Consider the following 12,422-nt stretch of genomic DNA (forward strand, 5'->3'; position numbering starts at 1 on the left):
TTTCCGTTTGGAATTTGGACTCGAGCATCAGCGAACAGGCGAAGCAATTTCAAAAATAGGAATTTCAATGTGTTTTAGCCCTGATTGAAGTGGAAAGCCTTTTTTAAAAAAGCAACATTTTTTGCAAAAAAAAAAAAGCGACCAAAGAAGCTCTTTTTTATTTTAGCAAAAAAGGCGCTTTTTAAAAAAGCTTGTAACGGAAAGCAGGAAATAGCTTCTAAAAAAACAAACTGATGAAGCAAATTGCTCCAAAAAATAATAACAAGATAAATAAACAATGAAGATATTAGCAAACGACGGGATTTCGAAAAGCGGCATTGAATTGTTGCAAAAAAATGGTTTTGAAGTGGTTACTACAAAAGTAGCACAGGAACAAGTCGCCCATTTTATCAATGCAAATAACATTGAAGTATTGTTGGTGAGAAGTGCAACTAAGGTGAAAAAAGACGTGATTGATGCGTGTCCAGGACTGAAAGTGATTGGCAGAGGTGGTGTTGGGATGGACAACATTGATGTGGATTATGCTCGTGAAAAAAATATTCATGTAATTAATACGCCAGCTTCTTCGTCAGATTCCGTGGCAGAATTGGTTTTTGCGCATTTGTTTAGCGGTGTGCGTTTTTTATATGATTCTAACCGAAATATGCCGCTGGAAGGCGACACCCATTTTGAAGCGATGAAAAAGTCATACGCAAATGGGATTGAGCTTCGAGGTAAAACATTGGGAATCATTGGTTTTGGTAGAATTGGAAAATCCGTGGCACGAATTGGTTTAGGCTTGGGAATGCGTGTGATTGCTAGCGATAAATTTGTAGGAAATGCTGAAATTAAAGTGGATTTTTACAACGGTCAGTTTATAAATGTGGACATTGTTACTGAACCAGTGGAAGATATTTTTAGGGAAGCAGATTTCATTTCGTTACATCTTCCGGCTCAGGAAGGTTATGTGATTGGCGCTCCAGAATTTGCGCAAATGAAAGATGGTGTTGGGATTATTAATGCTTCGCGTGGCGGAATTATTAACGAAGTGGAATTGATTGAGGCGCTCGAAACTGGAAAAGTTTCGTTTGCAGGTCTTGATGTTTTTGAGGATGAACCTACTCCGGCAGTTCAGGTTTTAATGCATCCAAAAATTTCTTTGACACCACATATTGGTGCGGCAACGCTTGAAGCACAAGATAGAATTGGAACCGAATTAGCGGAGCAAATAATATCATTGTTAAAAACTGAAATATAATTTGATTAAAAATAAAATTGAAAGCTTTTTTTGTTAGATTTGTTTAATAAAAACCATAAAAATTATGATTGATCAATTATCAGATTTAGTAAAACAGTTTGGCGAAAAAGCCGTGGTAAACAATAATAATGTACCAAATGAATTGAATGAAGGTGTAATGGATGAAGCCAGCACTTCAATTTTTTCGGGGTTGCAAAAAATTATTTCAGAAGGTGGAGCCGATAAAATTGGGCAATTGTTTCAAGGAGAAAATGCTTTTTCTAAAGACAATCCAGTTGTGAAGCAAATTATGGATCAGTTTTCGGGTAATTTAGGGCAAAAATTTGGCCTTTCGGGCGAAGCTTCAAATGGTGTTGCTCAAGGATTGATTCCAGAAGTATTAGGCTCTTTAATTGGAAAAGCAAAAAATCCGAACGATAAAAGTTTTGAAATTTCGGATATAATCAATTCCCTTTCAGGAGGTTCAGGAAATTCTTCTGTTATGGATGCAATTCAAAAATATGGTGGTCAATTTGGTTTAGATCAAAATAACGACGGAAAAGTAGATATGGCAGATGCTTCGGCAGTATTAGAGAAAAAAGGCGGCATTGGCGGTTTACTCGGAAAAATTTTTGGAAAATAAGATAGACAATTTACAAGTCGGGCAATTTGTCCGACTTTTTTGTTAAATGAAAACCACATTTGTAGTAATCTACTTTTTCTTTTTGTAATTTTAGAAAAAAAAATGAAATGAAAATTTGGGCTTCATTATTAACTGTGATGTTGATTGCGGCTTGTGCTTCAACTCCTAATTCTGCTAAGAACAATTTCCCGAAGGAAACAGAACAAATTACGGGAGACACATTGCGAATAGCCAATGACGAACTCGAATACGAGGTTATCATTATTGATCCTGGATTTAATGGTTGGGTAGTTTCGAATGCAAGACCAAGAGGTTATTATTCTCAACAATATCTTGAGTCCAGAAACCAAGATTGGGTTATAGGCTGGAATAACTATTTTTACCGAGGCCATGATTTATTTTTAATGCCAATTGAATATAGCCGAAAAATTGACTACGGTTATGAAGTTAACTATTTGTTGTTCAAATACCTAACTTATTATCAAATTAAAAATAATATTAAACTTGGAACCTTTGCCCCCAGAATTTAATTTTAGTAAAATACAACCTGCATTTATCTAAGTTAAGTTGTAATGCATCAACATTAACTATGTAAAAAATTTCAACCATTTACTTTAAGATTGTATCATGAAAAAATCGAGAGCCGTTGCTAATCGCTTCCGTGAAGTTTTGTTAAACGGAACTTGGATTGCAAATACTAACTTTAAGAATCAATTAGAGAACATTCATTGGGAAATAGCGGTAACAAGAATTTTGAATTTGAATACAATAGCTGATTTAGTTCAGCATATCCACTACTATATCAATGGCATTAACCAAGTGTTCGCAGGTGGTAATTTAGCTATCAAAGACGAATTCAGTTTTAGTTTTCCACCCGTTCTTTCACAAGAAGATTGGCAAAGCGTTTTGAACAAACTATGGATTGATGCGGAAGTTTTTGCCACATATGTGGAAACACTAAAAGACGAAGAATTAGAAGCCGTATTTGTTGATAAAAAATATGGCAGCTACTTGCGAAACATCGAAGGAATGATTGAACACAGTTATTATCATTTGGGACAAATAGTATTAATCCGAAAATTAATCGAAAACCAAATACTACGACAATTTTAATTTTCTATTTTAATTAGGTTTTGTATGCCAAAATTTAAAAGTGTACTTTTGTACTATATTAATTCAGTATGAATAAACTTAAAAAGCGTTGGGGAATTACTTCTAATTTTCAGCTCATCATTATATTTATTGTATTCGCCATCAATGGTTCACTTTCTGCAAGAATTTCCTATTTCTTGATGGGACTTTTGGGTATCAATAAAGAAAATACGCATTGGACGCTTTACTACATCATTCTACTTGTACTCGTTTTACCTCTCTATCCCTTTATGTTGATGGCATTTGGTTGGATTTTTGGCCAATCACAATTTTTCTTTCCTTTTGCAAAAAAAATGATTCGCAGTATGAAGCTTGGTTTTTTACTTCCAAAAGAAAAAATTACAGAAAAGGACCAAAATTTAGATCAATAAATCATGAGTCTTTCTTAATCCAATAAGTATAAATCCAGGTTAGTGTAAATGTAGGAATCACATCGGTAAACGGTAATAATTCTTCAATAGTAGCTAAAAAACCACCAACGGTTCCAACGGTTCCTTTATACATTCGGGATAAAATAAGACCTGAAATGGGAGCCCAAATCACATCTGCAAATTCACCCAAAAAAGGAATAGCGTAAGAAAACATCCCGATAAAATCAAAAAGTAAGCCCAAAACAAGTTGCTTTTGCTTCTTATCTTGAGCTGCTTTTATTTCTAAAGTTTCTGTTGTCATTTGTATCAAAAATTAATCGGTAACAATCACAACGCAAAACTGATGCCATTTATTTTTTCAATTTGTCTTTATATTGCTTTTTAACCTTTTCAACTTTAGGAGTAATGACGTATGCACAATAAGATTTGTCCTTATTTCTTGCATAATAATTTTGATGATAATTTTCGGCTATATAAAATGGAACAGCCGCTGACACTTTCGTCACTACTGGTTTTCCAAAAACGTTTTGACTGTTTAACTGGTCAATATATCCGTCAGTTATTTCTTTTTGCGCTTGATTGTGATAGAAAACTTCACTTCGATATTGTGTTCCCACATCGGCACCTTGCCTGTTTAAAGTGGTTGGATCATGTGTGGCAAAAAATATTTCGAGCAATTCTGCAAAAGAAATTTTTTGCGCATCAAAGGTAATTTGAATGGCTTCAGCGTGACCGGTTGCGCCAGTTGAAACTTGTTCATAAGTAGGATTTTCGCGCTTTCCACCAGTATAGCCTGATTCCACTTTTTTCACGCCATCTAATTCTAAAAAAACTGCTTCCGTACACCAGAAACATCCGCCGGCAAAAGTGGCAATTTCCAGTCCGTTTTCTACTTCAATTTTTACAGGTTCTTCCATTTGGGTAATTAAATTTTCGGTTGGTTTTTCTTTTGGCTGACATGAAAAATTTATCAATGTCAGCAAGGCAATCATCTTTTTCATTTTTTCCTTTTGTTTCGTAAATTTAAACAATAAATAAGCCATTATTTGAGTGTTAACGTAACTTTATCATTCTATTTTAAAATAATTGTGAAAATTGTTCGAATAATTTCGGCCACAGATTTTTTATAATTTTTAAAGCAAATTTGATATTCGTTCAAAACTTTGTTACTTTGCAAGAAAGATATATCTTACAATGATTCAAACAAAAAATTTGCACAAAAATTACGACCAGTTACATGTCCTAAAAGGTGTTGATTTACATATTAAAAAAGGTGAAATCGTATCAATTGTAGGAGCTTCAGGTGCTGGAAAAACAACGCTTTTGCAAATTTTAGGAACGCTGGACAAACCTGATTTAAAGAAAACTTCAACTTTACAGATTGATGGCATTGACATATTAAACTTGAAAGACAAAGAACTTTCAAAATTTAGAAATAAAAAATTAGGTTTTATTTTCCAATTCCACCAATTATTACCAGAATTTACAGCGTTAGAAAATGTGTGTATTCCGGCATTTGTGGCGGGAGTTCCAAAAGCCGAAGCCGAAACAGAAGCCAAAAAATTGTTGGAATATTTAGGTCTTTCACACAGAATCAATCATAAACCTGGAGAACTTTCGGGTGGAGAACAACAGCGAACGGCCGTTGCCAGAGCGTTAATCAACAAACCGGCAGTAATTTTTGCTGATGAACCTTCAGGAAATTTAGATACCGCTTCCGCAGAAAATTTGCACCAACTTTTTTTCAAACTTCGGGAAGAATTCGGGCAAACTTTTGTGATTGTTACTCATAATCAAGAACTTGCCAATATGGCTGACAGAAAACTCACCATGTCTGACGGGCAAATTATTTAAAAGATGCTACTCATACTTTTAAGTTGGATTTACATTTTATTTACATGCATTAATTACGGTTTTTTGTTAGATAAAATTTTGCGGCTTAAAGCAAAAAATTTTGTCATAATAGCCATCCTCGGACTTTTTTCAACCACAATAATTGCAAATATTTGGGCAATATTCGGACGGATTAATGTAGAATTTCACGCGGCAATGTTGGTTGGAAATTTGATTTTATGGGCAAAATGCAGAAGCCAGATTTCTTTTAATTATAAAAATTTTTTCACCGAAATTACTCAACTCGAAAAATCGCTAAAAGTTGCGCTTTTTTTGATTTCAATTTTTATCCTTGCGCAATGCGCCAGCATTCCGTACGCGATTGACAACGAATCGTATTACATCCAAACGATAAAATGGATTAACGAATATGGTTTTGTCAAAGGTTTAGCAAATATTCATATTTTTCTAGGGCAAACAAGTGGCTGGCATATCACGCAAAGTGTTTTTAATTTTTCGTTTTTATACAACAGATTCAATGATATCAGCGGATTTTGTTTGCTTTTCGGAAATATTTTTGCCATCCAAAAACTCAATAATTATTTTAAGCACCATCGAAAAACCGATTTAATCATTGGCCTTTTTCCGCTTGCCAATATTTTGTTGTTTCAATTCATTAGTACTCCATCGCCGGACTTGCCTGTTTATGTTTTTACGTTTATTATTTTTTCATACTTCCTTGACAATTATGATGAAATGACTACTGAAGTTTTTCATTTAATTTCAATTCTGGTTCTTTTTTGTTTATCCATTAAACCCACAACCATCGGGATTACCATTTTACCACTTTTTATATTACTTCAAAATTTTAGACAAATTAAAATTTACAAAATTGCGGCTTTTTCATTTTTAATTTTGGGATTATTTGTAGCCAAAAATTTAATCGTAACGGGTTATGCCTTGTTCCCAATGACACAAACTTTCGGCTTCGTGGCAGATTATCAAGTGCCAGAAAAAATTGCGGTTTTATACTATTCATGGACTAAATATTTTGCATATTCTGTTACCGAAGCGCAATTTAACAGCATGACGAATTTCGAAATTTTTTCTCGATGGCTTTTCATGCCAAAACTGCACGGAATTTTCAATAAAATAAGTCTGTTTCTGGTTATTTTTACGCCAATCATCATTTACAAATTTTTCCGAAAAACAAAATTTTGGGTGTTGTACTTCGCAATGCTACTTCAATTATTGCTTCTATTTCTATCGTCGCCACAATACCGTTTTTTCCTTAATTTCATTTTGTTCTTTTCTTTGATTTGGTTTGGAATTTTGATCGATAGAAAAAAAATCATTCTTGTTTCGCTGTATGCATCTATGATATTTGTAGGAATTGTATTATTTATTCCAATCCATTTAAAAAATATTGCCCGAAATACTCATGCCGTAGAATCGAGTACTTTTTCTTTCAAAAATGTAATTTTTCCGTATTCAAATTCAAAATACAATACCGGTTTTGAATTAATTACCCAAGAAAAATTCTTTTATAATTCCCCTACCGAAATTGACTTTTTTTGGGGAACAGGAAACGGAAAATTACCTTGTGTAAACAAAATTCAAATTGATTATTTCGAAAAAAATTATGCCGTAAAACCACAAATGAGAAGTACACATTTAAAAGATGGATTTTATGCAAAAGATACTTCAACTGAATGAAAATGAATCAAAAAGAATTAAAAGATTTTCTTGATGAAAAAGTGGTTTTGTACAACAATCCCAACTTTATCGAAACCGATCCAATCCAAATTCCGCATTTGTTTTCTTTGAAGGAAGACATTGAAATTGCTGGATTTTTAGCCGCAACAATTGCTTGGGGAAATCGTAAAATGATTATCAACAACGCCAAAAAAATGATGGACTTGATGGGAAATTCGCCTTATGATTTTGTTTTGAATCACAACAATAATCATTTAGAAAAACTACAAAATTTTGTCCATAGAACTTTTAACGGAACCGATTTTACTACTTTTATAAAAGCGCTGCAAAATATTTACAAAAAACATAACGGTTTAGAATATGTTTTCCATAAAAATTTAATTGACAATAATTTACAACAAAGTATTCATCATTTTAAAAAAACTTTTTTTGAAATCGAGCATCTTCCCCGAACGCAAAAACACGTTTCGGATCCGCTCAATAATTCGGCTGCCAAACGCCTAAATATGTTTTTACGTTGGATGGTTCGCAATGATAATGCTGGCGTGGATTTTGGCATTTGGAAAAGCATCAATCCTGCGGCATTGTCTTGCCCGTTAGACGTTCATTCCGGTAATGTGGCTCGTAAACTCGGGATTCTTTTGCGTAAGCAAAATGATGCTAAAGCCTTGGCTGAACTTGATGTATCGCTTAGAAATTTTGACAAAAACGATCCTGTAAAATATGATTTCGCTCTTTTTGGTTTAGGCGTTTTTGAAGGATTTTAGTTTAGATAGCTTAGAAATTTTAGATTTTAAGACTCCTTAAACCTTGTTGAAATAAATAGTTAAATTGCTCATAATCTGAAAAGTCTTAACATCTATCAATCTAAGAAGTCTAACCTTCTAAGTGGTCTAAACCCAAGAAGTCCAAATTTTACCGTACCTTTGCCAAAATTTTAAGTTATGTCGAGTTTCGAGCAATTCAATCTGCCAAAATCTTTAGAAAAAGCAATCGCAGATTTAGGCTTCACTACCCCAACTCCTATTCAGGAAAAATCTTTTTCGGTGATTACCTCCGGACGAGACATGATGGGAATTGCTCAAACCGGTACCGGAAAAACCTTTGCATACCTTTTGCCATTGCTAAAATTATATAAATTTACACCAACCCACACGCCAAAAATTGTGATTTTGGTTCCCACGCGTGAATTAGTTGTTCAGGTAGTGGAAGAAGTGGAAAAGCTCACTAAATACATGTCAGTTAGAACATTAGGTATTTTTGGAGGTGTCAACATCAATACTCAGAAAAAAAATGTTTACGAAGGAATCGATATTTTGGTAGGAACTCCCGGACGTGTGATGGATTTAGCGCTTGACAACGTTTTGCGCTTTGACGAAACCCAAAAATTAGTTATCGACGAGTTTGACGAAATGCTGAATTTAGGTTTTAGAATTCAACTGACTTCTATTTTGGCGATGATGAAATCCAAACGTCAAAATATTCTTTTTTCGGCAACGATGACCGATGAAGTAGATGCCGTTTTGGAAGATTTTTTCGATTATCCACAAGAAGTTTCCTTGGCGCCATCGGGAACGCCTTTGGAAAAAATTCAGCAATTTAAATACCTCGTTCCAAATTTTAATACAAAAATCAATTTGCTGCAACATTTATTGCGAACGCAAGAAAATATGAGCAGAATTTTAATTTTCATCAACAACAAGCGTTTTGTGGATATGGTTTACGAGCGTTTAGGTGAAGAATTTGAAGAACAATTTGGGGTAATTCATTCCAACAAATCGCAAAATTACAGATTGGAAACAATGGCGAAATTTCAGGAAGGTTTGCTTCGTGGCATTATCACAACTGATGTAATGGCGAGAGGTTTAGATATTTCTGACATTACACACGTGATTAACTTTGATGTTGCGGAAATTCCCGAACAATATATCCACAGAATTGGTAGAACCGGTCGTGCCGATAAAGATGGTGTGGCGTTAAGCTTTGTTTCGCCAAAAGAAGAAGATTTTTTTATTGAAAGTGAAATGTTGATGGACAAAGAAGTGGAAACCCTCGATATTCCTACAGATGTTGAGATTTCTACTATTTTAATTGAATCAGAAAAAACACGTCAACCGATAAAAATGAAACGTGCCAAATTAGAAGGTGGTGGTGCTTTTCACGAAAAATCGGATAAAAATAAAAAGGTCAATCTGGGTGGTCCCGGAAAAACAAAACCCCGCAAAACGAAATCTCGTAACCGTGGTGTGGAAAGAACTCGCGATGCCAAAAAGAAAAATAAAGGCAAATAAAATTTACTGCTTTCCAAAAACCAAACATACAGGCGAACAAACTTCAATGCGTTTTCCGGTATCAACTAATTTTCCGGTTTGCGGATCAATCCTAAAAATCACCACATTATTACTATCTTGATTGGCAACTAATAAAAATTTTCCGGTGGGATCTATGACAAAATTTCGGGGTGATTTACCTTTGGTACTGCTGTGATTTACAATATTTAAACCGCCTTTTTTATTGATAGCAAAAGTGCTAATCGTGTTAGCATCTCCCCTATTTGTGGCATACAAAAATTTTCCATTTGGCGAAATGTGAATGTCTGCCGCACCAATTTTTCCTTTAAAATCTTTAGGAAGCAAAGTAGTTTCCTCCATTTTTCTCAAATTACCATTACTATATTTGTAAGACGAAATATTTCCATCTAATTCGCCTAAAACATAGACAAATTTCCCGTCGTTACTAAAGGTAAGATGTCTTGGTCCGCTTCCCGGTTTGGTTTCAATAATCGATTTTTGTTCCAAAATTTTATCAGTTGACGTTGGATTGTATTTGTACACAAAAATTTTGTCAACCCCCAAATCATTCACCACAATATATTTTTTATCGGGCGAAAATACTACTTGATGCACGTGGGCTTTTTCCTGTCTTTCCTTGTTCAAGCTATTTCCTTCGTGTTGAATTAGCTGTTTTAAATTTCCTGCTTCGCCGTTTTTTTCAATACCAAAAACAGAAATATTTCCCCCAGAATAATTGGCAACGATGATATTTTTTTCATCAGCTATAATAAAACATGGATCAGCACCATAAGAATTTTGCTGGTTTAGCAAATCTATTTTTCCACTTTTCGAATTATAGGAAAACGCGGAAATGGTACTGTTTTCGCCATTTTCGTTTACGCTGTAAATATTCTTTGAATCAGAAGAAACCGTCAAGTAACTTGGATTTTTAATATTTTCGGTACTGTTTTTTAAAGCAAAATCTCCAAAATCGGTACTAAAATCATACACATAAATTCCTTTGCTATCGCAATTATTAGTGTAAGTTCCAATGATGAGATTGTAAATTTTATCTTGTGCTTTCAAAGAAATTGCACTTGAAAAAACTAAAAAAAGTAATGCTGTTTTTTTCATTCTTAAAATTATAAGCCACAAAAATAAAGCTTCAAATTTCAAAAAAGACTTTAGAGAATGTTAATTCAACAATAAAAAAAAATTTGTCGACTCGTAAAAAATGCTCACAAATGTTTATTTTTGACAAACTTTCGATTAATGCAATTTAAACACCCAGAAATTCTATACTTCCTCTTTTTGCTGATCATCCCGATTTTAGTGCATCTATTTCAATTGCGTAGGTTTAAGAAAGAATATTTTACCAACGTTCACTTTCTAAAAGAACTGGCGATTCAAACCCGAAAAAGTTCAAAGCTCAAAAAATATTTATTACTGTCTATGCGACTTTTGCTTTTGGCGGCATTGATTTTTGCCTTTGCTCAACCATATTTTTTGGCAAAAGACAGTAAAATGGCAAGCAATGAAATGTTTGTGGTATTAGACAATTCGTTTTCAATGCAAGCAAAAGGAAAAAAAGGCGAAATTTTAAAACGATGCGTTCAAGAACTTTTAGAACAAACACCTGATAACCAACAATTTTCAGTAATTAGTAATTCAAGTCAATTTTGGGAAACCGATATCAAATCAATTCAAAAAGAGTTACAACAATTGGATTATGATGCAAGTGAATTTTCGTTGGAGACTATCGTGTCGCAAATCAAAACCAAAAACCCAAATTCGAAGAAAGATTTGATCGTCATAACCGACGGAATCGGCCTCGAAAGCGAACAATTAAAAAGCATTGACAGCACTTTTAACACCTATTTTATTGTTCCGAAAATTGAGCAGCAAAAAAACGTTTCCATTGACAGTGTTTATATCAATCAAACGTTGGATAAATTTTACGAAATTTCAATAACTATTTCATCTTCAAATAATTACGAAAGTTCAGTTCCGGTTGCATTGTATAATTCTGGGAAATTAATTGCCAAAACGGTTGTAGAAAAAGTTTCGGAAAAACCGGTTTTATTTACTATTCCAAAGGAAAATTTCAACGGTTATGTTTCGATAAACGACAATGCGCTTTATTACGATAATCAATATTATTTCAGTATTTCAGCTCCTGAAAAAACCAATGTTTTGAGCATTGGTGATGATGCGAAAAATAATTTTTTAAGGAAAATTTACTCAGGCGAAGAATTTGTTTATAAAAATCTTGAAATCAATTCATTAGAATACAATTTGATTGATAAACAAGATGCGATTGTTTTAAATGAACTCAACGAAATTCCGCAAGCTTTGGCGACAAATCTTAAAGTTTTTGTGGAAAAAGGTGGTAACCTGATTGTGATTCCATCCACACAAATTAAAGCGGAAAATTATAATCGTTTTTTATCGCAATTTGGTAAAATCCAATTGCAAACGGGTTCAAATCAAGAAAAACAAGTTTCTAAAATTTCCTACAATCATCCACTTTACAGTACTGTTTTTGAAAAAAAAACTGATAATTTTCAATATCCAACAGTTAAAGTTTCGACAACGCTATCTTCAAATATTCCAGCCGTTTTAAGCTTCACAGATTCTCAGCCATTTTTAATTTCAGCAAAAAAATCTGTGGGTTCAGTTTACGTTTTTGCAGCAGCAATTAATAAAGAATTTTCTAATTTTCAAAACTCACCATTAATTGTTCCTACATTTTACAACATGGCAAAAAATAGCCAAAAAACCGGAATCAATGCTTTGAAAATTGGGCAAAATCAACCTTATATTGCCAACGCATCATTGCAAAAAGATGAAATTTTGAAATTAAAAAATCTCACAGACAAAAATGCTCCGGAAATTGTACCTATGCAACAACTTTTGAGTAATAAAGTAAAACTTCAATTTGAAAATGCTCCAGAAAAAGCTGGGATTTTTGGCTTGTTTAATGGCGAAATAATGGTTCAAGCAGTGGGATTTAATTACGCCAGAACCGAAGGAAATTTGACGGAAGTAGATTTAAAACTCCTTGAAAATTTTAATGTGGTGGATGGAATTGGTCAGGTTTTTGACGAAATCCAAACCAATAGAACGGACAATAATTTGTGGAAATGGTTTGTAATTCTGGCTTTATTATTTCTTATTTCTGAAATTTTCATTCAAAAATTTATAAAATAAACAACAAC

At 33.6% G+C, this 12,422-nt stretch carries 13 protein-coding genes; 10 read left to right on the forward strand and 3 right to left on the reverse strand.

The features are described 5' to 3' along the window. Positions 1–277 precede the first annotated feature (277 nt). From GV828_RS02000 to GV828_RS02020, 5 genes are all read left to right on the forward strand, one after another. Entirely contained in the window at positions 278–1,237 is a 960-nt protein-coding gene (locus GV828_RS02000; RefSeq protein WP_166535795.1) for a D-2-hydroxyacid dehydrogenase, read from the forward strand. A 64-nt stretch (positions 1,238–1,301) separates the two neighbouring features. After that, entirely contained in the window at positions 1,302–1,859 is a 558-nt protein-coding gene (locus GV828_RS02005; protein WP_166535796.1) for a hypothetical protein, read from the forward strand. 107 nt (positions 1,860–1,966) lie between these two features. Next, on the forward strand, positions 1,967–2,389 hold the full coding sequence (locus GV828_RS02010; RefSeq protein ID WP_166535797.1) for a DUF6146 family protein: 423 nt from the start codon (positions 1,967–1,969) through the stop codon (positions 2,387–2,389). Between the two features lie 97 nt (positions 2,390–2,486). Continuing rightward, the gene (locus GV828_RS02015) at positions 2,487–2,972 is read left to right on the forward strand and encodes a DUF1572 family protein (RefSeq protein ID WP_166535798.1); all 486 of its coding nucleotides are present in this window, start codon (positions 2,487–2,489) and stop codon (positions 2,970–2,972) included. Positions 2,973–3,040: 68 nt separating this feature from the next. After that, positions 3,041–3,382, forward strand: coding sequence for a DUF6787 family protein (locus GV828_RS02020; protein ID WP_166535799.1), 342 nt, complete (start codon positions 3,041–3,043; stop codon positions 3,380–3,382). A 1-nt stretch (position 3,383) separates the two neighbouring features. On the opposite strand, the gene GV828_RS02025 is transcribed toward GV828_RS02020, so the two are convergent. Both GV828_RS02025 and msrA read right to left on the reverse strand, forming a co-directional pair. Then, the gene (locus tag GV828_RS02025; protein WP_166535800.1) at positions 3,384–3,683 is read right to left on the reverse strand and encodes a hypothetical protein; all 300 of its coding nucleotides are present in this window, start codon (positions 3,681–3,683) and stop codon (positions 3,384–3,386) included. Positions 3,684–3,732: 49 nt separating this feature from the next. Continuing rightward, positions 3,733–4,383, reverse strand: a complete 651-nt coding sequence (gene msrA / locus GV828_RS02030) for a peptide-methionine (S)-S-oxide reductase MsrA (RefSeq protein ID WP_166535801.1) — start codon at positions 4,381–4,383, stop codon at positions 3,733–3,735. Positions 4,384–4,576: 193 nt separating this feature from the next. On the opposite strand from msrA, the gene GV828_RS02035 reads away from it, so the two are divergent. From GV828_RS02035 to GV828_RS02050, 4 genes are all read left to right on the forward strand, one after another. Beyond that, entirely contained in the window at positions 4,577–5,236 is a 660-nt protein-coding gene (locus GV828_RS02035) for an ABC transporter ATP-binding protein (RefSeq protein ID WP_166535802.1), read from the forward strand. Between the two features lie 3 nt (positions 5,237–5,239). Beyond that, positions 5,240–6,931 carry an LIC_10190 family membrane protein gene (locus GV828_RS02040; protein WP_166535803.1) on the forward strand — a complete coding sequence of 564 codons (1,692 nt, stop codon included), beginning with the start codon at positions 5,240–5,242 and terminating at the stop codon, positions 6,929–6,931. Between the two features lie 2 nt (positions 6,932–6,933). Next, complete coding sequence (locus GV828_RS02045) at positions 6,934–7,698, forward strand: TIGR02757 family protein (RefSeq protein WP_166535969.1); 765 nt, start codon at positions 6,934–6,936, stop codon at positions 7,696–7,698. A 177-nt stretch (positions 7,699–7,875) separates the two neighbouring features. Next, positions 7,876–9,222, forward strand: coding sequence for a DEAD/DEAH box helicase (locus GV828_RS02050; RefSeq protein ID WP_166535804.1), 1,347 nt, complete (start codon positions 7,876–7,878; stop codon positions 9,220–9,222). 3 nt (positions 9,223–9,225) lie between these two features. Here the strand turns inward: GV828_RS02050 and GV828_RS02055 are convergent, their stop codons facing one another. Beyond that, a complete protein-coding gene (locus GV828_RS02055) occupies positions 9,226–10,338 on the reverse strand; it encodes a lactonase family protein (protein WP_166535805.1) in 1,113 nt (370 codons plus the stop codon). 138 nt (positions 10,339–10,476) lie between these two features. Here GV828_RS02055 and GV828_RS02060 point away from each other — a divergent pair, with 138 nt between their 5' ends. Further along, positions 10,477–12,414, forward strand: coding sequence for a BatA domain-containing protein (locus tag GV828_RS02060; RefSeq protein WP_166535806.1), 1,938 nt, complete (start codon positions 10,477–10,479; stop codon positions 12,412–12,414). Positions 12,415–12,422: the final 8 nt, after the last annotated feature.

Origin of the sequence: Flavobacterium ichthyis (assembly GCF_009915155.1) — a bacterium.
Classification (GTDB): domain Bacteria; phylum Bacteroidota; class Bacteroidia; order Flavobacteriales; family Flavobacteriaceae; genus Flavobacterium; species Flavobacterium ichthyis.

Bases quoted from the DNA above. Each gene is read 5' to 3' on its own strand.
- GV828_RS02025 (WP_166535800.1), bottom strand. From the start codon at position 3,683: ATGACAACAGAAACTTTAGAAATAAAAGCAGCTCAAGATAAGAAGCAA.
- GV828_RS02010 (WP_166535797.1), top strand. From the start codon at position 1,967: ATGAAAATTTGGGCTTCATTATTAACTGTGATGTTGATTGCGGCTTGT.
- msrA (WP_166535801.1), bottom strand. From the start codon at position 4,383: ATGAAAAAGATGATTGCCTTGCTGACATTGATAAATTTTTCATGTCAG.
- GV828_RS02050 (WP_166535804.1), top strand. From the start codon at position 7,876: ATGTCGAGTTTCGAGCAATTCAATCTGCCAAAATCTTTAGAAAAAGCA.
- GV828_RS02015 (WP_166535798.1), top strand. From the start codon at position 2,487: ATGAAAAAATCGAGAGCCGTTGCTAATCGCTTCCGTGAAGTTTTGTTA.
- GV828_RS02045 (WP_166535969.1), top strand. From the start codon at position 6,934: ATGAATCAAAAAGAATTAAAAGATTTTCTTGATGAAAAAGTGGTTTTG.
- GV828_RS02005 (WP_166535796.1), top strand. From the start codon at position 1,302: ATGATTGATCAATTATCAGATTTAGTAAAACAGTTTGGCGAAAAAGCC.
- GV828_RS02000 (WP_166535795.1), top strand. From the start codon at position 278: ATGAAGATATTAGCAAACGACGGGATTTCGAAAAGCGGCATTGAATTG.
- GV828_RS02020 (WP_166535799.1), top strand. From the start codon at position 3,041: ATGAATAAACTTAAAAAGCGTTGGGGAATTACTTCTAATTTTCAGCTC.
- GV828_RS02035 (WP_166535802.1), top strand. From the start codon at position 4,577: ATGATTCAAACAAAAAATTTGCACAAAAATTACGACCAGTTACATGTC.
- GV828_RS02060 (WP_166535806.1), top strand. From the start codon at position 10,477: ATGCAATTTAAACACCCAGAAATTCTATACTTCCTCTTTTTGCTGATC.
- GV828_RS02055 (WP_166535805.1), bottom strand. From the start codon at position 10,338: ATGAAAAAAACAGCATTACTTTTTTTAGTTTTTTCAAGTGCAATTTCT.
- GV828_RS02040 (WP_166535803.1), top strand. From the start codon at position 5,240: ATGCTACTCATACTTTTAAGTTGGATTTACATTTTATTTACATGCATT.